This window comes from Azospirillum himalayense (assembly GCF_042657465.1).
In the GTDB taxonomy this organism is placed as follows: Bacteria; Pseudomonadota; Alphaproteobacteria; order Azospirillales; family Azospirillaceae; genus Azospirillum; species Azospirillum himalayense.
Map to the genome: position 1 here is coordinate 37,240 of NZ_JBHSLC010000049.1, position 20,721 is coordinate 57,960.

Consider the following 20,721-nt stretch of genomic DNA (forward strand, 5'->3'; position numbering starts at 1 on the left):
TCTTCCTCCCACCGACGAAGAATCGGTGAAAACCCATCAACAATGCGATGAGAAAACTTCACTTAACGAACGCGACGGTGAGTGCAACGGTTTGCTTCTCAAGCGAATTGGGAGCACATCGTGCACGACCTCAGCCTTCTTCCTCCCGGTCTCGTCGTCAATACGATGAAGGGCGACGTGGCGGAGCACCGCGCCGGCGCCTGGTTGAGTTGGGACGGGACGCTCAACCTGGATTGCGCCATCGTCGGCGTGCCGTATGACGGCGCTTCGGTGGTCCGCAGCGGCTCGCGGCATGGCCCGGACGCCGTCCGCCAAGGTCTGATGTACTTCACCACCTACTCCAGCCGCGATCGCCGGGCCATGACCGGCTTCCGCGCGGCCGACATCGGCGACGTGCCAGTGGTCCTGACCGACATGGAGGGCACCTTCCGGCGCATTTCCGACACGGTGCGGACGCTGGTGTCGCGCGGCATCGTGCCGGTGATGATCGGCGGCGACCATTCGATCGCCTTTCCCAACATGCGCGGCGTGATCGAGGCCATGGGGCCGGGCAAGAAGCTGGGCGTCATCCATTTCGACGCGCACCACGACCTGCGCAAGGCCCATCTCGGAGCCGAGTCGAGCGGCGTTCCGTTCCGCAAGACGCTGGAGATGCCGGACACCTTGCTGGAGGGACCGAACCTCGTGCAGATCGGCATGGCGGAGTTCACCAACTCGCCCCAGCTCGACGACTACGCGCAGGAGATGGGCGTCACCGTGATCTCCGCCCTGGAGGTGCGCGAACGCGGCATCCGGCTCGTGGTCGAGGACGCGCTGCGCATCGCCGGGGACGGCACCGACGCGATCTACCTCTCGGTCGACATCGATGTGATCGACCTGGCGCAGGCGCCGGGCACCGCCGCCCCGAACCCCTTCGGCCTGCCGGCGTCCGACCTGCAATACGCTCTGCGCCGGATCGGGGCCAGCGGCCGGCTGGTCGGCGCGGATCTGGTGGAAATCTCCCCGCCCTTCGATCCGCGCAACATCACGGGATCCACGGGGGCGTCGCTGATCCTGAGCCTGCTCTACGGGCTCGCGACCGCACGTTCCTCCCAGGCCTGATCGTCCGACAACGCCAGCGTCTTGCCGAAGCGCCCGAGCAGCCAGTCGATGAAAAGGCGGGTGTTCGGCCGTTCCAGCTTGGCGCCGTCGCACAGCACGTACCAGCCGCCCGTGGCCATGATGGTGCCGCCGAACGGACGCAGAAGCGTCTCTTCGGCGATGTGCGACGAGGACAGCGTGTCGCTGACCAGCACGAGCCCCACCCCTTCGACCGCAAGGTCGATGGCGACGCTGAGATCACTGCAATAGATGTTCCGGCGGTAGCTGTCGAAGTCGTGCTCGCCCTCTTCGGCCAGCCAGCGGCGCCATTCGGTACCGTCGTCCTGGTGGATCAGGACGACGTCGCGCAGATCCGAAGGCGTGGCGACGCCGCGCCCGGCCTTGCTGAACAGGCGCGGGCTGCAGGCCGGCCCCAGCGTGACGTTCTCCAGCAATGCCGACCATTTGCCCTTCCATGAGCCGCCGCCGAATTGGATGCCCACATCGGCGTCGGTCACCTCGACAACGCGGCTGTTCTCGGCGAGCTGGATGTGACATTCGACCCCGCTGTGGTCGCCGCAGAAGGCGGCCAGGTTCTTGGCGAGCCATTTGCTGGCGAACATCGGCGAACAGGCGATGGTGAGCCGGCCGCCCAGCGTGCCCCCGTCGACGAGGCCGAGCGCCGTCCGGTCGATGTCCTGCAAGGCGCCGCCGACCGAGCGGGCGAAGATGCGGCCAGCATCGGTCAGGACGACGCCCCGCCCCGCCTTCTCGAACAGCGCGACGCCCAGAGCCCCCTCCAGGCGCCGGAGCTGATGGCTGACCGCGCTGTCGGTCAGGTTCAGCTCCTGGGCGGCCTTCGCGAGGCTTTGGTGACGGGCTGCAGCGTCGAAGGCGCGCAGCGTCGTGAGCGGAAGGTTGCGTGTCAAAGGCCTTGGCATCATCGGGATGGCCGGTGTACCCGGTCACGGAGGCTGGACGGGAAGACGCCGTCAGGCGCCCTCCTCCTTTTCCACGAAGCTGTCGTTGTCGGTCAAGCGGTGGGCCGTGTTCTCCACATGCCGCCGCGCGGCGGCGCGGGCGGCTTCGGGATCGCGGGCGAGAATGGCCTCGAAGATCGCCAGATGCTCCGCCTGGGCGAGCGCCCCGCGGTCGGCCTTCTTCGCCGAACGCTTGCGGGAGATCATGATGTTCTCGTGCAGGAACTGGCCGAGGAAGGTGGTGAAGGTCAAATAATGCGGGTTGCGGGTGGCCGCACAGATGGCGCGGTGGAAACGCACGTCCGCGCCGACGCCGGCCTCCACCTTCCCGCTTTCGATCGCCTCGGCCATCTTGTCCAGCGCCTTGCGCATCTCGCGCAGGTCGCGTTCGGTGCGCCGTTCCGCGGCCAGCCCGGCGGCCTCCGTCTCGATTCCCATGCGCAGTTCGACCAGCTTGACGATCTGCTCCGCCGGTTCCAACTCGCCGTGGTCGATCTGGAAGGACGACTGGCGCCGGTTCGACACGACGAACACGCCGAGCCCCTGCCGGGTACCCAGCAGGCCCGCGGTCTTCAGGCGCGCGACCGCCTCGCGGACGACCGTGCGGCTGACCCCGAAGCTGGTCGCCATCACCTGTTCCGAGGGAAGGATCTCGCCGGGTTTGTAGCGGCCACCGGTGATCTCCTCGGTCAATGCCTCGGCCACACGGTCAGTCAGGCTGACGGTGGGCTTCAACGCACGGGCGCGCGGGACTGGATTGGCCATAAGCTCTCTGCAGGTTCTAGGGGGACGTCGGTTTCAGGCTCTTGACAGATGACAATACTCTTATCATACAAGTGAGGGATGGTCCACGCGGATTTGCGCCAGCGGGAAAAGTTCACGCCACTGCAACAAGCGCCTCAAGATATGGCGCGGGAAGGGCTTGGGCAACAGCATGACCACAAATAAAGCAGTGTTGGTGGTGGGGGCCGGACAAGCCGGGGCCGAAGCCTGCTGGGCGTTGCGGCAAGGCGGCTTTGCCGGTGACATCACCCTCGTGGGGGCCGAAGCGACCCCGCCTTATGAGCGGCCGCCCTTGTCCAAGAAGTTTCTGAACGGGACGCTGGACGCGGAGCGCCTGTTCCTGCGCGGCCCGGCCGCCTACGCCGACGCCGGCGTGTCTCTGAAGCTCGGCCGCCGGGTCGTCGGCCTCGATCCCGCAGCCTCCGTCGCAATGCTGGACGACGGCGAGCGGCTGTCCTTCGACTGGGCCATCCTCGCCACGGGCTCCGGTGCCCGCGCGCTCTCCATCCCCGGCATTGGCCTTGCGGGCGTCCATGCCCTGCGGACGATGGAGGACGCCGACCGCCTGCGCGCCGGGCTGCTGAAGGGCGGGCGGCTGGTGGTGATCGGCGGCGGCTATCTGGGGCTGGAGGCCGCAGCGACGGGCCGCAAGCTCGGCTGCGACGTCACCGTGCTGGAAAGCGCCGCCGGCCTGCTGCAACGCAGCGTATCGCGCCAGACCGGCGCCTATTTCGAGGCGAAGCACCGGGCGGAAGGCGTCGATCTGCGCCTCGGCGCCGCGGTGGCGCGGATCGAGGGCGATGGGCGCGCGGAACGGGTGGTCACCGCCGACGACACCGCCCTGCCCGCAGACCTCGTCCTGGTCGCCGTCGGCGGCGTCCCGGAAACTGGGCTTGCAGAAATCGCCGGCCTGGAGTGCCGCAACGGCATCCTGGTCGACGCCGACTGCCGGAGCAGTGTGGCGACCATCTTCGCCGTCGGCGACTGCGCCAACCATTTCGACCCGGCGCTCGGCCGCCACGTGCGGCTGGAGGCGGTGCAGACCGCGATTGCCCAGGCGCGCTGCGCGGCGGCCGCCATCCTCGGCGCGCCCCGCCCGGCCCCCAAGACTCCCTATTTCTGGTCCGACCAGTATGGCGTGAAGTTGCAGATCGCCGGGCTGATCGATCCGTCGCAGCCCTGCGAGGACATCCTGCTCGGCGACGCCGGCACATCCTTCGCCATCCACCGCATCCAGGGGGGCGTGCTCGCCGCGGTCGAGACGGTCAACCGCCCCGTCGATTTCGTCCGCGCCCAGAAATTGCTCGGCAAGCCCGTGGACATCGCCGCGGTCGCCTGAGCCAGCACAACGAGGACACCATGCCCATTGCCCGCTTTGTCATGCCCGATGGAACCGAACGCGCGGTCGACGTGCCCGACGGCTGGTCGCTGATGGAAGGCGCCCGCCGCGACGGGATCCCCGGCATCGTCGCCGAATGCGGCGGCGGCGCCACCTGCGCCACCTGCCACGTCATCGTCGACCCGACCTGGTTCGCGGTCGTGGGCGAGCCGCCCGACACCGAATCCATGCTTCTGGAACTGGCGTCGGAGCGCGGCGAGACCAGCCGCCTCAGCTGCCAGATCCTGATGACCGACGCGCTGGACGGCATCACCGTCCGCGTTCCGGAATCGCAACTCTGAACCACCAACAACAGCCCAAGCGCTGAAATAAGGGAGCCGAAACACCATGCCGGCACCGTCCGTGCACCCTCTGGCGCCGTCCGAACTCGTCGTGACGGCCATTCCGGAAGACGAACGCCTGTGGGTCCTGCAAGCCCCGAACGTCTGGTTCCGCCCGCTGATGTTCAACACGCTGCAAGGCCAGTGGTGCAACCTGCTGCGCGTCCGCCGCGCGGGCGTGCTGAGCCGCCACCGCCACCCGGGGCCCGTGCATGGCTACGTCATCAAGGGCACGTGGCGCTACCTGGAGCACGACTGGCTGGCCACGGCCGGGTCCTACGTGTTCGAGCCGCCGGGCGAGACGCACACGCTGACCGTCGACAGCGACGACGAGATGATCACCTTCTTCAACGTGTCCGGCTGCATGTATTACGTCGACGAGGAAGGTCGTCATACCGGGTTCGAGGACGTCTTCTCCAAGATCGACATGTGCGCCGTGCATTACGAGTCGGTCGGGCTCGGCGCCGACTTCGTGAAGCAGTTCATCCGCTGACGCGCCAAACAGAAAAGGCGCCGCGTCCGGCTGACGGACGCGGCGCCTTTTTCGTTGCGGGCCGTTATTCCTCCACCTTCACCCCGGCCGTGTCGACCACCTGCTTCCAGCGGTCGTGCTCGGCCTTCACGAAGCCCGTGAAGGCCTCCGTATCGCGGTCCACCGGCAGGAAGGAGATGGTCTGCAAGCGCTCCTTCGTGGACGGGTCGCGGGCGACCTCGACCAGCGCCGCGGCGATCTTCGCCTTCAGGTCCGGGCTGAGGCCCTTGGGACCGTACATGCCCATCCAGCTGGTGACGGTGAAGTCCTTGATGCCGGATTCGGCGATGGTCGGCACGTCCGGCAGCTGCTCCGCCCGGTAGGGGCTGGTGACCGCCAGTGCCTTCACCGCGCCAGCCTTGATCTGGCCGACCACCGTCGGCAGGTTCTCGAACACGACGTGAATGCTGCCCCCGCGCAGGTCGTTCAGCGCCGCCGTGCCGCCCTTGTAGGGGATGTGCTCCATCTTCACGCCGGTCTTCTGCATGAACAGCTCGGCCGTCAGGTGGTTGGACGCGCCGATGCCGGTGGAGCCAAAGTTCAATTGGCCCGGTCGCGCCTTGGCGTAGTCGATGAAGTCCTGGACCGTGTTCACCGGCAGGTCCTTGTTGACGATCATGACGTTGACGAACTCGGCGATGCCGGCGATGGGCGTCAGCGTCTTGTCGACATCGACCGGGAAATTGGGATCAACCAGCGGCGGCAGCACCAGCCCGCCGAGCCCGCCGACCAGCAGGGAATAGCCGTCCGGCTTGGACCGGATCACGTCCTGCGTGCCGATCACGCCGTTCGCCCCGGGCTTGTTGTCGACGATGACCGTCTGGTTGAGCTTGGCCTTCAGCCCGTCGGCGACGACACGCCCGACCAGGTCGGAGACGCCGCCGGGCGGATAGGGAACGACGAGTCGGATGGTTTGCGACGGATAAGTGTCGGCCATGGCGGTCGCGGCCACGCCGAAGGCCAGCAGCAACGCGCCCAGCGTTGTCACCACACGTTTCATCACGACACTCCAAAGGGATGGGGGGTTGCACGAAGGTCAATACGGCAAAGGGACACCGGCTATTCCTGGAACGCCTCTTCGCGCGTCTTCCGGACGGCCGGAAGCAGGACGGCGACCAGCAGGGCGACCGCCACGAGGAGCAGCCCCAGGCTGATCGGGCGTTGCAGGAAGATGATCGGATCGCCGCGCGACATCAGCATCGCCCGCCGCAGATTCTCCTCGATCATCGGGCCGAGCACGAAGCCCAGGAGCAGCGGCGCCGCCTCGCAGCCGAGCTTGATGAACACATAACCGAGGAAGCCGAAGAGCGCGGTCAGGATCAGGTCGAAGGGCTGGCTGCTCAGCGTATAGACGCCGATGCAGGAGAACAGCAGGATGGCCGGCGACAGCATACGGTAGGGCAGCGACAGCATCTTCACCCACAGGCCGATCAGCGGCAGGTTGAGCACCACCAGCATCAGGTTGCCCATCCACATGCTGGCGATCATGCCCCAGAACAGGCGGGGCTGCTCGCTGACCACCTGCGGGCCGGGCACGATCCCCTGCATGATCATGGCACCGATCATCAGGGCCATGACGCCGTTGGACGGCAGGCCGAGCGTCAGCATGGGGATGAAGGAGGTCTGGGCGCCGGCGTTGTTGGCGGCCTCCGGCCCGGCCACGCCCTCGATGGCGCCGTTTCCGAACCGTGAGGGGTCGCGCGCCAGGTTTTTTTCCAGCGTGTAGGACGCGAAGGAACTCAGCAGCGCCCCGCCGCCGGGAAGCACGCCGAGAATGGAGCCGAGCATCGTCCCGCGCAGGATCGGCATGGCGCTCTGCCGCAGGTCGGCGCGGGTCGGCAGGACGCTCTTGACCGGGTTGACGAGGACCGTGCGCTCCTCCTTCGATTCGACGTTCACCATGATCTCCGCCAGCCCGAACAGGCCGATGGCGAGCACAACGAAATCGACGCCCTCCGCCAGTTCGGGAAGGCCGAAGGTGAAGCGCTGGTAGCCCGAGTTGACGTCGGTGCCGGCGGTGCCGAACAGAAGGCCCAGCACGATCATGGCGATCGCCTTCAGCAGCGAACCCTGCGCCATGACCACCGCGGCGATCAGGCCCAGCACCATCAGCGCGCAGTATTCCGCCGGTCCGAACTGGATGGCGAGCTGCGCCAGCGGCGGCGCGAACAGCGCGATCAGCGCGGTTCCGAAGCAGCCGGCGACGAAGGACCCGATGGCGGCGATGCCCAGCGCCGCCCCCGCCCGTCCCTGCCGCGCCATCTTGTAGCCGTCGAGGCAGGTCACCACCGACGAGGTCTCGCCGGGCAGGTTGACCAGCACGGCCGAGGTCGATCCGCCGTACTGCGCGCCGTAATAGATGCCCGCCAGCATGATCAGGGCGGAGGTGGCGTCCAGACCGAAGGTGACCGGCAGGAGCATGGCGATGGTCGCCATCGGGCCGATCCCCGGCAGCACGCCGACCAGCGTGCCGCACAACACGCCGATGAAGCAGTAGAGAAGGCTGACCGGCTGCAACGCCGCGCCGAATCCGAGGCTCAACGCGCTGAACAGATCCATCACGCAGGTCCAATCGAGAGTTGCACGCCGACGCCGTGGATGAAGACGACGATCGCGATGATGGTGAGCACGAGGTAGATCAGCACAATCTCCACGGCGCGGAAGTCGCGGTTCGCCACCGCGCCGAGGGCGACCAGCGCCGCCGTGGCGATGGCCAGGCCCGCCGGCTTCAGGAGCAGGCCGAAGGCCACCACGGCCGCCAGCACCAGCGCGCAGCGCGGGCTGCCGCCGGGGATGGACGCGCCGGGGCTGAGGACGCCGCGCGCCGCGATGAGCGCCCCCAGCCCGGTCAGGAGCCAGCCGAGAAGTGTCGGGAAATAGCCCGGTCCCATGCGGGTCGATGTGCCGTGGGGATAGGCGCTGGACAGCGCCAGGGCCGCCGCGCCGATCAGGATGAACATAAGGCCGGCAAGCACGTCCTGGCTGCCGAAGATCCGTGCTTTGGTCACCCGTGGACTCCTTACGAGGGAGGCGATGTTGGGCACCGGAGGAGCACCCGCTTTTACGGTGCTGCGGTTGTGATCAGATGCCTCAATGGTTGTCATTTAGCTTGACAGAGTACGATACGGTTATCATACAAGTGACAGACCGTCAAAGGCGTTTCTCCCCTCCTCCCTCCAGCGCACGCGGAACGAACGCGACGGCCTTTCAAAACCATAGGAGCAGGTTGGTGAACGAAAAAACGAAAGGGATGCGCGCCGGTTTGGCGAACTACGGCGACGCCGGCTTCTCTTTGTTTCTGCGCAAGGCGTTCATCGCGGCCATGGGCTATTCCGACGACGCCCTGGAGCGGCCGATCATCGGCATCACCGACACCTTCAGCGGCTACAACGCCTGCCACCGCAACGTTCCGGAGGTGATCGACGCCATCAAGCGCGGCGTGATGCTGGCCGGCGGGCTTCCCATTGAATTCCCGGTCGTCTCGATCCACGAGGCCTTCTCCAACCCCACCAGCATGTTCCTGCGCAACCTCATGGCCATGGACACGGAGGAACTGGTCCGGGCCCAGCCCATGGACGCGGTGGTGCTGATCGGCGGGTGCGACAAGACGGTGCCGGCCCTGCTGATGGGTGCCGCCAGCGCCAACGTGCCGGCGATCATGACGGTCACCGGACCGATGATCACCGGCCATCACCGCGGCGAGCGGCTGGGCGCCTGCACCGACTGCCGCCGCCTGTGGGGCAAGCACCGCGCCGGCGAGATCTCGGCGGCTGAAATCCAGGAACTGACCGGGAAGCTGGCGCCCGCCGCCGGCACCTGCATGGTCATGGGCACGGCCAGCACCATGGCGCTGATGACCGAGGCGATGGGCATGATGCTGCCGGGCGGGGCCGCCATCCCGGCCGTGCACGCCGACCGCCTGCGCCACGCGGAGGCCACCGGCGCGCGCGCCGTCGCCATGGCCGCGGAGGGGCTGACCCCGGACAAGATCATGACGCCGGCCGCCCTGGCGAACGCACTGCGTGTGCTGCACGCCGTCGGCGGCTCGACAAACGCGCTGGTGCATCTGGCCGCCATCGCCGGCCGCCTCGGCTTCGACCTCGACCTGGAGGCCTTCGACCGCATGGGGATGGAAACGCCCGTGCTGGTCGACCTGAAGCCCTCGGGCCAGCATTACATGGAGGATCTGCACCGGGCCGGCGGCTTGGCGACGATCCTGCGCGAGATCAAGCCGCTGATGAACCTCGACTGCATCACCGTGTCGGGCAAGACGCTGGGGCAGCAGATCGAGGAGGCCCCGCCCTCCTGGCCGCAGGAGGTCGTCCGCCCGCTCGACAACCCGATCTATTCCAAGGGCGGCATCCGCCTGCTGCGCGGCAACCTCGCGCCCAAGGGGGCCATCATCAAGGAGTCCGCCGCCTCCCCCGTCCTGATGCAGCACACCGGCCGCGCGGTGGTGTTCGAATCGCTGGAGGACATGGATCGCCGGATCGACAGCCCCGACCTGGACGCGCGCGCCGACGACGTGCTCGTCCTGCGCAACGCCGGCCCGAAGGGCGCGCCGGGCATGCCGGAATCCGGCTACATCCCCATCCCGCGCAAGCTCGCCCAGCAGGGCGTCAAGGACATGGTCCGCCTGTCCGACGCGCGGATGAGCGGCACGGCCTTCGGCACCATCGTGCTGCACGCCTGCCCCGAAGCCGCGGTGGGCGGCCCGATCGCGCTGGTGCGCACCGGCGACCTTATCCGCCTCGACGTCCCCGCCGGCCAACTTGAGTTGCTGGTGGACGAGGACGAGCTGATCCGCCGTCGCGCCGAATGGGCCCCGCCGGAATGGACGGAGGCCGAGCGCGGCTACCGCCGCCTGTGGTTCGATCAAGTGCTGCAAGCGGACGAGGGCTGCGACTTCGCCTTCCTGCGCAACACGACCATCACCGGCACGGTGCCCTGACCGCACCGGTCAATCCCAAACAAAAGCCCGGTGCCACTCTACGGCGCCGGGCTTTTGCTTGCCCAGACGAACCCGACGCGATCAGTTCTGCAGCGATCCGCGGAAGTAGCGGAGCACCAGAAGCACGACCGCGCAGTCCAGCACGGTGATGATGACCGCCAGCGCCGCCAGCTGCGGGAAGGAGCCGTTCTCCCACAGGTCGAGCAGGGTCTGGCCGATGACCGGGTTGTTCGTGCCGCCCAGCAGCACCGAGGCCGTCAGGTCGCCGGACATCTGGACGAACAGGATGATCCAGCCCGCCGCCAGACCGGGCAGCATCAGGGGCAGCAGGATGCGCAGGAAGGTGCGGCCGGGCGGGGTGCGGAAGACCTGGGCCGCCTCGATCAGTTCCCGCCCCACCTGCGACACCGCCGAACTCGCGGAGCGGGTCGCCTGGGGCAGGAACATCACCAGATAGGCCAACAGCAGGATGGTCAGCGTGCCGTAGAGGTTGAGCCAGCCCTGGCTGAAGGACACCAGGAAGCCGACGCCGATGACCGTGTGCGGGATCGCCGCCGGCAGGGTGGCGACGGCGTCGATGACGGCGCGCAGCCGGCCTCCCGAATTGTGGGCGGCCAGCGCCAGCACCGCCGCCACGAACATGCCGATGGTCGCACCCACCGCGCCCAGCGACAGGCTGTTGACCAGCGCCTGGGTCGTCATGTCGTTCTCGAACAGCACGAAATGGTAGTTGTGGAAGCTCAGCTGGCTCCATACCACCCGCGGCGTCCAGAAGGGCTGGAGCGAGACGATGACCAAGCCGACGACCGGAATGACCGCGGTCGCCAGGACGTAGGCGACCATCGTTCCCTGCGCCAGCCAGCGCCAGCGGCCGAGCCGGATCCGCGAGGCCGGCGCGCCCTTGCCGCCGATGGTCGCGAAGCGCCCGCTGCGCACGATCCAGGCCTGCAGCAGCAGCGCGCCCTGCACGATGATCATCATGAAGATGCTGAGCATGATCGCCAGATCGGTCTTCGGCGGGTAGTTGTAGAGCAGCCGGTAGGCCTTCACCGACAGCACCTCGATCCCGGCGCCCGTGCCGATGATCATCGGGACGGAGAAGAAGGCGAAGCCCAACATCACCAGGATCAGCGCCGAGGCGAGAAGCGCCGGCCGGATCGCCGGGAGGGTCACGACGAACAACGTCTTCATCGGCCCCGCGCCGTTCATGCGCGCCGCTTCCTCGAAGTACGGGTTAAGGTTCCGCAGCGCCGCCGACACGATCAGGTAGACGTAGGGCACCAGATAGAGCGCGGTGATGATGACGAGGCCAGGGTAGGTGTAGATGTCCAGCGGCCCCTCGCGCATCGGTACGCCGACGGCATCGAGCAGGCCGCGCAACAGGCCGTTGAGCACGCCGGCCTTCGGGGCCAGCAGCATCACCCAGCCCGTCACGCCGGCGATCTGCGGCACGAGCAGCGGGATCAGCGGCAGGATGTCCGCCGTCCAACCGGTGCTCGCGTCGGTGCGCTCGTTCAGCCAGGCGAAGGCTGCGCCCACGAAGAGCGCCAGCGTGCCGCTCACGGCGACCAGAACGACGGTGTTCAACAGCGCGGCGAGGAGATCCGGGTTGGTCACCGCGGCGGTGAAGCCGGACAGGCCGATCCGGCCGTCGATGACGAAGGCGCGGAGGAGGATGCCGCCGACCGGATAGACGACGAGCGCCAGGGTCAGCAGGATCAGCAGCGTGACCACGACGTTGAACGGCGAAAGCCGGCCCGCGAGACGCGCAGCGCCGGCAAGCGGGGCGAAAGCGCTGCCCGTTGCTTGCATGGTGTTCGTTCCCCAATCCCTACGAAGCGTGCGGAGCGGCCCGCGGAACGGAATGGCTCCGGTCAGCGGAAGACGCGGACATGCTCCGGATGGACCCCGATGCCGATGGCGCCCCCCTCGCGGACCAGTTCCTGGCGCATGCTGCGCAGGATCACGCGCTTGTCGCCGACCAACGCGACGTACTCCGTGAAAAGCCCCAGGAACATCGTGCTTTCCAGGGTGGCGCCCATCACATTCAGGCCCTCCTCCTCGGCCGTGACGTGCAGGTTCTCCGGACGGATGAGGACGACGACCGGCTGACCGGCGTCCACGTCGACGGCATCGCGCGACGCCAGCCGCCCGATGACCGTGTCGACCAGCAGCAGCCCGTCCTTGCGGCCGACCACCGTGCCCGGGAACTCGTTGGTCGCGCCGACAAAGTCGGCGACGTAGCGCGAATCCGGCCGCTCGTAGATCTCGTAGGGGGAGCCGATCTGCGCCACGCTGCCGGTGTTCATCACGGCGATCCGGTGCGCCACGGCGGTGGCCTCCGTCTGATCGTGGGTGACGTAGAGTGCCGAGAAGCCGAGCTTCTTCTGCATGCTCACCAGCTCGATGCGCAGCTGCTCGCGCACCTTGGCGTCCACGTTGGACAGCGGCTCGTCGAACAGGATGACGCCGGAATTGCTGACGATGGCGCGGGCGAGCGCGATGCGCTGCTGCTGGCCGCCGCTGAGCTGCCCCGGGAAGCGGTTCTCAAACGCCGCGCAACCGACCATGGCCAGCGCGGCCCGCACGCGGTCGCGGATGTCCGACTTCGGCACGCGAGCATTGGTCAGCGGAAAGGCGACGTTGTCGAACACCGTCATGTGCGGCCACAGCGCGTAGGACTGGAAGACCATGCTGACGCCGCGCTTCTCCGGCGGCACCAGGATGCCGCGGTCTGAGGAGAAGACGACCGTGCCGTTGATCTCGATCTCGCCCTCGTCCGGCTGCTCCAGCCCGGCGACGCAGCGCAGCAGGGTCGTCTTGCCGCAGCCGCTCGGCCCCAGCAGGACCAGCTTCTCGCCGGCGTTGACGGTCATCGACACGTTGTTCAGCGCCAGCACGTCGCCGCGCGGGGTGCGGTAGCGCTTGGTGAGGTTGCGCACCCGGATGCGCACGTCGGCCGGCAGGGGGGTGGACATGGGGACGTCGTCCGCGACGAGCCGCACGGGGCTGGTGGCGATGGTCATGGCGCGATGTCCCCTCACTTCAGGCCCAGAAGGCTGAGCATTTCCGGTGCACGGCGCAGCGCGTCGGGAATGTTCGCGCGGCGGTATTCCGCGGGCAGCTTCAGCGCGCCGGGAATGTCGTTCCAGCGCGGCGAGGCGCAGACGTTCTTGCAGTAGGCCTCCTGCCCTTCGCGCGACAGGATGAAGTCGACGAGCAGCCGCGCGCCGTTGGGATGCGGCGCCTTGGTCGACACGGTGATCTGCGACTCATGCCCGACGGTGGGCAGCGGGTCGATATCGACCAGGGGAGCCCCCTTGTCGATGACCTGGTTGCTGGTCTGGCGCATGTTCGGCGCCAGACAGGCCGCCTCGCCGGCCGCCAGCATCTGGGTGCCGGGCACGGCGCTCGGCGCCCAGCGGATCTCCTGCGCGCCGAGACGGCGCACGAAGTCGTTGCCGTAGATGTCCGCAAGCATGCACACCCAGTCCATCAGGCCGGGGCTGTTGCGCACGTCGGGGATGATGATCTGGCCCTTCAGGTTGGGCTTCAGCAGGTCCGGCCAGCCGTTGGCGAAATCGTCCGCCTTGGCCAGCGTGGTGTTGAAGGTGATGGTCTGCGGAAACAGGCCGATGTAGGCGTTGTGAGGGGACTTGAACGCCGCCGGCCACGCCGCGTGCTCGGGCAGCGTGTCGATGTCGGTGATCCAGCCCTTGGCGTAGGCGTCCTCGATCAGGACGGGGTCCGCCAGTTGGAGAACGTCGGCGACCACGTTGCCGGCCTGCGCCTCCGTCGCATAGCGTTTGGCCATCGGCCCGCTGGCAAGGCGCATGATCTGCACCTTGATGCCGGGGTATTTGGCGTTGAAGGCGGCGACCACCCGCTGCGACACCGTCGGGTTGTCGGACGCGTAGTAGGTGATCTCCCCTTCCTTCTTCGCCGCTTCGTAAAGCGCCTTCAGATCGACCAGGTTGGCGGGCGCCGCCGCCGCAGGCCGGCTGATCGAAAGCCCAACCGTTGCGGCACTGGCCAGGGCCGCCCCGCCCCGCAGGACATCTCGTCGTGTCAGATCGTGCATCGTCCCATGCTCCCTGTTCTGCCATGTCGGACGCCGGATTTCGCGCGTCGCCGTTTTCGTTTGAGCCTTTGGCAGCGGTGTCCCCGATGTTAGCGGTCGAGCACCTCCGGATTGACCATGGCGGGCGCCCGGTCGCCGCAGGCGGCGGCGATCAGGTTCTTGACCGCCAGTTCCATCATCGCGCGCCGGGTTTCCACGGTGGCGCTGCCGATGTGCGGCAGCAGCATGACGTTGGGAAGCCCGCACAGCGGGTGGTCGGCGCCGATCGGCTCCTTCTCCATGACGTCGAGCGCGGCGCCGGCGATGGTGTTGGCCTTCAGCGCCGCGATCAGGGCCGCCTCGTCCACCACGCTGCCGCGCGCGGTGTTGATGAAATAGGCCGTGGGCTTCATCAGCGCGAACTCGCGGGCGCCGATGCCGCGCCGGGTGGCCTCATTGAACGGCAGGTGCAGGCTGACGAAGTCGGCCCGTTTGAACAGGTCGTCGCGGTCGCAATAGGTCGCCAGGCCCTCGGCCTCGGCACCGGCGTCGCGGTTCGGCTTGTAGTAGACGACGTCCATGTCGAAGGCGCGCGCGCGGCGCGCTACCATCCGGCCGATGCGTCCGAGTCCGACAATGCCCAGCGTCTTGCCGGCGATGTCGCGGGTCAGCGGGAAGGCACCTGCGTTCCACCCTCCGGAACGGACGAACCGATCCGCGTCCAGGGCGCCACGACCCAGGCTGAGCAGCATCACCATGGTCAGGTCGGCCACGGCGGCGTCGAGCACGCCCGGCGTGTTGCAGACGAGCACGCCGCGCCGCGTGGCCGCGGGGACATCGATGTTGTCGTAGCCGACCGCCACGTTGGAGACGACCTTCAGGTCCGGACAGCGCGCCAGGAGCGGATCGTCGATGCCGGCGCGGATGGTGGTGAGCGCTCCGCGGACACCCTTGAGCAGCTCCGCGAGGTCCGTCCCGGGCGGCAGGGCCGCTCCCGGAGCCGCCACAACCTCGCAGGACGCGTCGATCGCGGCGCGCAGGTCCGGGGGCACGGCGGCCAGAAGAATGACGCGGGGTTTATGATCGCTGGTCATGCAATGGCAATCCTCGTACGTGCGGGAACGGCGACGGGATTTCGGGATGGCATCGTTCGGCGGCCGCGAGACGCGCAAAGCGCCGCCCTTGCCGGTGTCGCCTTCTCCCCGCTCCAGGTGAACGCCTCCGCGGAGGCGGAATTCATCGTGCTGAACGACGATAAGGTTATCATACAGGCCACGCAACCATCAAAATTGGCTGGCCCCGGTTTTTCTTGGCCGGATTGGAACGGATTCAGGCAGAGTCGACATGGGGACTTCGATTGCGGGGCTGTCCAGCAATGCCCGCCCGCTGCCCAGATACGCAGCATTTCCGCTGATCCGCATCATTGTGCGCCATCCTCCGCCACGCGCGGCCCGGAATCGGCCGCAGGATTTGTATAGTATGCAAACATTTGGCCAGTTGGGTAGCGATCTTGGAACGCAAATGGTGAATGAAATTCCAAAAATAACCGCAATCGTCTTGCGGCTTTTACGCAGTCTCCAGCCCGACTTGCGAAACACGGCTGTGGGAAGAAGCACTATTCTCGCAGTAAGAGAATCACGCGCCGCCACGCAGCAAGCCAGGGCTGGCGCCTGCAGGATCCTTCCATTTCAGTCCAAACGCCACCCGAATCGACGGCCAAGCGACGCATGGCGCTTGCCAGGACTGATCATGTGGTTATCATACAGCTGAATGGCCGGGGAAACCCGCACCGTCGCCTGTTCGGAACAGCGCCGCCGGCCCGAGCCCATGCCATGGGTGCCGAGTGCCACACTCTGGAACGCGGTGGAGATTCGAACGGCCGCATCGCCTTGACAGTGAACAGGAGGCGTCCATAGACTGACTTTGTACCGCTGTACGGAACCGGCAATTCCATTTTCACGGGGCGCACAACGCCCCAAGACCGCCGGGCACGGTAACCGCAAGCTCCCGAACCAGAATGGGGCCCGAACCAGAGCAGGGCTGGAGACATCGATGACCATCACACCCGACATGTACGAGCGTCTCGTCAACGTGAAGACCGGCGAGATCAGCCGGGAGATCTTCGTCAATGACGAGATCTACACGCATGAACTGGAACGGATTTTCACGCGCGCCTGGCTTCTGGTCGGCCACGAGAGCCTGATCCCGAACCCGGACGACTTCTTCGTCTCGCGCATGGGCAACGACTCCGTCATCCTGACGCGCGACCGGCAGAACAACATCCACGTGCTTCTGAACAGCTGCATGCACCGCGGCATGAAGGTCTGCCGCTACGACCAGGGCAACACGCGCAGCTTCAGCTGCCCCTACCATGGCTGGAGCTATTCCACCGACGGCCGCCTCGTCGAGGCGCCGGGCCAGCTGGTCGGCGTGCCCGGCTTCGAGGAGCATTACCGCTGCGAACTCGACAAGAAGGCCTGGGGCCTCGTCCGCTGCCCCAACGTGGTGAACCACAAGGGCACCATCTGGGCAAGCTGGGACGAGAACGCCCCGTCCTTCCACGACTATCTCGGCGACATGCGCCTGTACCTGGATGCCGCACTCGACCACCGCGACGGCACGGAGGGCGGATCGGAGGTCATCGGCGGCGTCCAGAAATGGCGCGTCAAGTGCAACTGGAAGTTCGCCGTGGAAAACTTCATCGGCGACCATTACCACAACATCAGCCACCGCTCCGTCGACCTCGTCGGCATCGGGCCGAGCGCCGGGCGCGGCCGGCGCGACATGGAAAGCACCGGCTCCTTCCAGAACATCATCATCGGCTTCCCGGCGCTCGGCCACGGCGTCATCGGGCACCTGCCGCGCTATGAGGAGCCGCCCTACGCGCCGGCCTACCAGCGCCACCCCGCGGTCCAGGAATACGACCGCCAGGTCTATGAGGCGCGGGTCAAGCGGCTGGGCAACAAAATGCGCGTCGCCACCGGGGCGGCGAGCATCTTCCCGAACATGTCCTTCCACGGCCGCCAGCCGCGCACGCTCGCCGTCTTCCACCCGATCAGCGCGACGGAAATGGAAATGTGGCGCTTCTACCTGGTGGACAAGGACGCGCCGCAGGAGGTGAAGGACGTCCTTCGCCACTATTACCTGCGCTACTCCGGCCCCGGCGGCCTGACCGAATCCGACGACATGGAGAACTGGATGTACGCGTCGGAGGCCAGCCGCGGCACCATCGCGCGCCGGCACCCCTACAATTACCAGATGGGCAACGGCTACGCCAAGCCGGTGGAGGGCCTCAAGGGCGCCGTCCAGGGCGGCGACACCACCGAGGAAAACGCCCGCATCCTCTACAACCGCTGGGCCCAGTTCATGGCCGGCAAGAGCTGGTCGGAGCTGATGCCGGCCCAATCCGTTTGAGGAAACCCGCCATGGACGACACCGCCCTGAAGGCGCTGCTGCTGCACCGCGAGGTCGAGGACTTCCTGCTCATGGAAGCCGACCTGCTCGACGACCGCCGCTTCGCCGACTGGCTGGCGCTGTGCACCGACGACATCCGCTACTGGATGCCGATGGCGCGCAACGTCCAGTTCAACAAGACCGCCAATGAGTACACCCGCGAGCAGATGGACACCTGCTGGATCGACGAGGGCAAGGAGACGCTGACCCAGCGCGTCAAGCAGCTCGCCACCGGCATCCATTGGGCCGAGGAGCCGCAGTCGCGCGTCTCCCACCTGATCACCAACATCCGCGTCACCGAGGTCACCCCCGACGCCGCCGGCAACCCGGCCGAGGTGCAGGTGCGCAGCCGCTTCCTGGTCTACCGCAACCGCCTGCACGACGAGGTCGACATCTATGTCGGCAAGCGCCGCGACACCCTGCGCAAGCTCGACGGCGCCTGGAAGATCGCCCGCCGCGAGATCTTCCTCGACCAGAACGTCCTCCTCGCCAAGAACATCACGACCTTCTTCTGAAGAGCCGTCCGAGGAGCGGCGCGGTTGCGCCGTTCGCCCGGTTGTTCCATTGTGCAGGATGACCCATTTCGCCGGAAGCGGTCATGCCCCCGCGGATGGACGCTGCCATCATGGTGTGAAACGATGATTAGAGCCGTTGATCGCGCGTTCGACATTCTCGACTGCTTCAAGACCGCCACGGAGCTGAACCTCAGCGAGCTGAGCGAACGGACCGGACTCAGCAAAAGCACGACGCATCGTTTCCTCACCGTGCTGGAGGAACGCGGCGCCGTGGTCCGCGACCCGAAGACGCAGCGTTTCGCCATCGGCCCGGCGATCATCGCGTTGAGCGCCCGGCAGAACGGCCCGGAGGAGCTTCAGCGGCTGGCCCAGCCGATCATGGCCGAACTGCGCGACGCCAGCGGAGAAACCGTCGTGCTGTCGCTGCGCGTCGGCGATCACCGCATCGCCGTGGACCAGTGCGAAAGCCACCAGCAGCTGCGGCGCAGCGTCCAGGTCGGCGAGGTGCGCCCGCTCTATCTGGGCGGGGCCGGCAAGGCGATGCTCGCCTATTCCGACATGGTCGAGCGGGAACGGGTCCTGCAGTCGATGCCGCGGGAGCGGATCACCTCCTACACCATCACCGATCCGGACCTCCTTGCCGCCGAACTCGACCGTATCCGCAAGCGCGGCTACGCGGTGGCGGAAAACGAATATCTGTTCGGCGTGATTTCCATCGCCGCCCCGGTGTTCGGCTCGGCCGGCCGCGCCATCGCCGCCCTGACCCTTACCGGTCCCGTCTTCCGCATCACGCCGGAAATGGTGCAGCGGCTCGGCCCCGTCGTCGCCGAAGCGGCCGGCAAGCTGACCCGGCTGATCGCCCCCGACGCGAAGGGCGCGCCGGTTCCCGCCCCGGCCGAACGGGAACAGCGTCGCTCCGCCTGACCGACGCCGGGTCGCGTCACAGAGGGCAACAATCGACAGGGATTGCACGGATCTGGAAAGGGATTGTACGGAACAGGCCGTGCCCGAGGAGCCATTGCATCGGTATGGAACGCACTGAACCGGGCGGTTCCGTGAAATCCGATGTCGATCCGTGCAATCCGTGTCGATTGTTGCCTACGCTTCCCGCGCGTCGTGTTCAGGCGATCACACCGGCGACCGGGGAGATCGCTTTGACTCCCGTACGCTTGTATGATAACCGTATTCATCATACAGGCCAGCGCCACCGCCCGGCGCATGGTGCAAGCGAAGCCGTCACAGTGCCCTCCCAAGGAGAATGCGGGTGAAAGCGCAGCCGGAATCCTACGCGTCGCTGGTGGACGCCGACCAGGGAATCGTCAGCCGGGAAGTCTTCGTGAACCAGGAGGTCTTCGAGCAGGAGATCGCGCGCATCTTCGCCCGCGCCTGGCTGTTCGTCGGCCATGAAAGCCTGATCCCCAACCCGGACGACTACTTCGTCTCGCGCATGGGCATGGACTCCGTCATCCTGACGCGCGACCGCCAGGGCAACATCCACGTGCTGCTGAACAGCTGCATGCATCGGGGCATGAAGCTCTGCCGCCACGACCAGGGCAACGCGCGCGCCCTCACCTGCCCCTATCACGGCTGGAGCTATTCCACCGACGGCCAGCTGGTGGAAACGCCGGGCGAACTCGTCGGCGTCCCGGGCTTGGCGACGCATTACCACGGGCAGCTCGACAAGAAGGCCTGGGGCCTCGTGCGTTGCCCGAACGTGGTGAACTACAAGGGCACCATCTGGGCCAGCTGGGACAAGGAGGCCCCGCCCTTCCTCGACTATCTCGGCGACATGAAATTCTACCTCGACGCCGCGCTCGATCACCGTGACGGGCGCGAGGGCGGGTCGGAAGTCTTCGGCGGCGTGCAGAAATGGCGCGTCAAGTGCAATTGGAAGTTCGCGCCGGAGAACTTCATCGGCGACATGTACCACGACATCAGCCACCGCTCCGTGGATCTCGTCGGCATCGGTCCCAGCGCCGGCAAAGGGCGTCGCGACGCGTCGCGTCGGCGCATGACCATCGGCTTTCCCGGCCTCGGCCACGGCCTACTCGGCCAGCTGCCGCACACCGCTGAGGACGATTACGTGCCGCTCTATACCAAGCACCCGGAGGTGGAAGCCTATTTCCGCGAGGTCCACGCGGCCCGCGTGCGCAACCTGGGCGACCGGATGCGGGTGCAGACCAGCGTCGGCACGATCTTCCCGAATATGTCCTTCCATGGCCGGCAGCCGCGCACCATCGCCGTCTTCCACCCGATCGGCCCGACGGAGATGGAGATGTGGCGCTTCTATCTGGTGGACAAGGACGCCCCGCAGGCGGTCAAGGACGCCACCCGCCATTACTACCTGCGCTATTCTGGCCCGGCGGGCATGACGGAATCCGACGACCTGGAGAACTGGTCCTACGCGACGGAGGCCAGCAAGGCGCCACTGGCGCGTCAGCACGCCTACAACTACCAGATGGGCCTCGGCCACGCACAGCCCATCAAGGACCTGCGCGGCGCGGTGCAGAGCGGCGACGTGTCGGAGGAAAACCAGCGCATCTTCTATAGCCGCTGGGCCGACTTCATGACCGGAAAAAGCTGGGCCGACCTGATCCCGGGTTAAGCTACACAACGCCTTCCACTTGCGAATTCCCACGATCATTCAG

18 protein-coding genes are annotated in these 20,721 nt (G+C 67.0%); 9 read left to right on the forward strand and 9 right to left on the reverse strand.

Features of this window, described 5'->3' with window-relative positions; genetic code table 11:
• The first annotated feature begins 120 nt into the window (after positions 1–120).
• Positions 121–1,101: an agmatinase family protein gene (locus tag ACFPMG_RS21650; RefSeq protein WP_376997257.1), complete on the forward strand. Its 981-nt coding sequence runs from the start codon at positions 121–123 to the stop codon at positions 1,099–1,101.
• Here ACFPMG_RS21650 and ACFPMG_RS21655 read toward each other — a convergent pair.
• Together ACFPMG_RS21655 and ACFPMG_RS21660 are read right to left on the reverse strand one after the other, a co-directional pair.
• The gene (locus ACFPMG_RS21655) at positions 1,065–2,009 is read right to left on the reverse strand and encodes a LysR substrate-binding domain-containing protein (protein WP_376997259.1); all 945 of its coding nucleotides are present in this window, start codon (positions 2,007–2,009) and stop codon (positions 1,065–1,067) included. The two genes, ACFPMG_RS21650 and ACFPMG_RS21655, sit on opposite strands and share 37 nt — an antisense overlap.
• A gap of 63 nt (positions 2,010–2,072) precedes the next feature.
• On the reverse strand, positions 2,073–2,825 hold the full coding sequence (locus ACFPMG_RS21660) for a FadR/GntR family transcriptional regulator (protein WP_376997260.1): 753 nt from the start codon (positions 2,823–2,825) through the stop codon (positions 2,073–2,075).
• Positions 2,826–2,994: 169 nt separating this feature from the next.
• On the opposite strand from ACFPMG_RS21660, the gene ACFPMG_RS21665 reads away from it, so the two are divergent.
• From ACFPMG_RS21665 to ACFPMG_RS21675, 3 genes are read left to right on the forward strand one after another with little or no spacing between them, the layout of a single operon-like run.
• Positions 2,995–4,182 (forward strand): NAD(P)/FAD-dependent oxidoreductase, encoded by a 1,188-nt coding sequence (locus tag ACFPMG_RS21665; protein ID WP_376997262.1) that lies wholly within the window; start codon positions 2,995–2,997, stop codon positions 4,180–4,182.
• Positions 4,183–4,202: 20 nt separating this feature from the next.
• On the forward strand, positions 4,203–4,523 hold the full coding sequence (locus ACFPMG_RS21670) for a 2Fe-2S iron-sulfur cluster-binding protein (protein ID WP_376997263.1): 321 nt from the start codon (positions 4,203–4,205) through the stop codon (positions 4,521–4,523).
• Between the two features lie 46 nt (positions 4,524–4,569).
• Entirely contained in the window at positions 4,570–5,055 is a 486-nt protein-coding gene (locus ACFPMG_RS21675) for a 2,4'-dihydroxyacetophenone dioxygenase family protein (RefSeq protein WP_376997264.1), read from the forward strand.
• Between the two features lie 64 nt (positions 5,056–5,119).
• Here the strand turns inward: ACFPMG_RS21675 and ACFPMG_RS21680 are convergent, their stop codons facing one another.
• Genes ACFPMG_RS21680 through ACFPMG_RS21690 form a run of 3 tightly spaced genes read right to left on the reverse strand, consistent with a single transcriptional unit; the run spans position 5,120 to position 8,102 of the window.
• Positions 5,120–6,094: a Bug family tripartite tricarboxylate transporter substrate binding protein gene (locus tag ACFPMG_RS21680; protein ID WP_376997266.1), complete on the reverse strand. Its 975-nt coding sequence runs from the start codon at positions 6,092–6,094 to the stop codon at positions 5,120–5,122.
• A 59-nt stretch (positions 6,095–6,153) separates the two neighbouring features.
• Positions 6,154–7,653 carry a tripartite tricarboxylate transporter permease gene (locus tag ACFPMG_RS21685; RefSeq protein WP_376997268.1) on the reverse strand — a complete coding sequence of 500 codons (1,500 nt, stop codon included), beginning with the start codon at positions 7,651–7,653 and terminating at the stop codon, positions 6,154–6,156.
• The gene (locus ACFPMG_RS21690; RefSeq protein WP_376997269.1) at positions 7,653–8,102 is read right to left on the reverse strand and encodes a tripartite tricarboxylate transporter TctB family protein; all 450 of its coding nucleotides are present in this window, start codon (positions 8,100–8,102) and stop codon (positions 7,653–7,655) included. The genes ACFPMG_RS21685 and ACFPMG_RS21690 overlap by 1 nt, the downstream gene beginning before the upstream one ends.
• 221 nt (positions 8,103–8,323) lie before the next feature.
• Between ACFPMG_RS21690 and ACFPMG_RS21695 the strand changes: the two genes are divergently transcribed.
• Positions 8,324–10,045 (forward strand): IlvD/Edd family dehydratase, encoded by a 1,722-nt coding sequence (locus ACFPMG_RS21695; protein ID WP_376997270.1) that lies wholly within the window; start codon positions 8,324–8,326, stop codon positions 10,043–10,045.
• A gap of 81 nt (positions 10,046–10,126) precedes the next feature.
• On the opposite strand, the gene ACFPMG_RS21700 is transcribed toward ACFPMG_RS21695, so the two are convergent.
• The 4 genes from ACFPMG_RS21700 to ACFPMG_RS21715 all read right to left on the reverse strand — a co-directional run bounded on the left by ACFPMG_RS21700 (position 10,127) and on the right by ACFPMG_RS21715 (position 15,199).
• A complete protein-coding gene (locus ACFPMG_RS21700) occupies positions 10,127–11,857 on the reverse strand; it encodes an ABC transporter permease (protein ID WP_376997272.1) in 1,731 nt (576 codons plus the stop codon).
• Positions 11,858–11,919: 62 nt separating this feature from the next.
• Complete coding sequence (locus tag ACFPMG_RS21705) at positions 11,920–13,071, reverse strand: ABC transporter ATP-binding protein (RefSeq protein ID WP_376997274.1); 1,152 nt, start codon at positions 13,069–13,071, stop codon at positions 11,920–11,922.
• Positions 13,072–13,085: 14 nt separating this feature from the next.
• Complete coding sequence (locus tag ACFPMG_RS21710; RefSeq protein WP_376997275.1) at positions 13,086–14,126, reverse strand: ABC transporter substrate-binding protein; 1,041 nt, start codon at positions 14,124–14,126, stop codon at positions 13,086–13,088.
• Positions 14,127–14,215: 89 nt separating this feature from the next.
• Positions 14,216–15,199 carry a 2-hydroxyacid dehydrogenase gene (locus ACFPMG_RS21715; RefSeq protein WP_376997276.1) on the reverse strand — a complete coding sequence of 328 codons (984 nt, stop codon included), beginning with the start codon at positions 15,197–15,199 and terminating at the stop codon, positions 14,216–14,218.
• 958 nt (positions 15,200–16,157) lie between these two features.
• On the opposite strand from ACFPMG_RS21715, the gene ACFPMG_RS21720 reads away from it, so the two are divergent.
• From ACFPMG_RS21720 to ACFPMG_RS21735, 4 genes are all read left to right on the forward strand, one after another.
• Positions 16,158–17,519 carry an aromatic ring-hydroxylating oxygenase subunit alpha gene (locus ACFPMG_RS21720; RefSeq protein WP_376997277.1) on the forward strand — a complete coding sequence of 454 codons (1,362 nt, stop codon included), beginning with the start codon at positions 16,158–16,160 and terminating at the stop codon, positions 17,517–17,519.
• A gap of 11 nt (positions 17,520–17,530) precedes the next feature.
• On the forward strand, positions 17,531–18,073 hold the full coding sequence (locus tag ACFPMG_RS21725; protein ID WP_376997279.1) for a 3-phenylpropionate/cinnamic acid dioxygenase subunit beta: 543 nt from the start codon (positions 17,531–17,533) through the stop codon (positions 18,071–18,073).
• A gap of 123 nt (positions 18,074–18,196) precedes the next feature.
• The gene (locus ACFPMG_RS21730; RefSeq protein ID WP_376997280.1) at positions 18,197–18,997 is read left to right on the forward strand and encodes an IclR family transcriptional regulator; all 801 of its coding nucleotides are present in this window, start codon (positions 18,197–18,199) and stop codon (positions 18,995–18,997) included.
• Positions 18,998–19,337: 340 nt separating this feature from the next.
• On the forward strand, positions 19,338–20,678 hold the full coding sequence (locus ACFPMG_RS21735; protein ID WP_376997281.1) for an aromatic ring-hydroxylating oxygenase subunit alpha: 1,341 nt from the start codon (positions 19,338–19,340) through the stop codon (positions 20,676–20,678).
• Positions 20,679–20,721 lie beyond the last annotated feature (43 nt).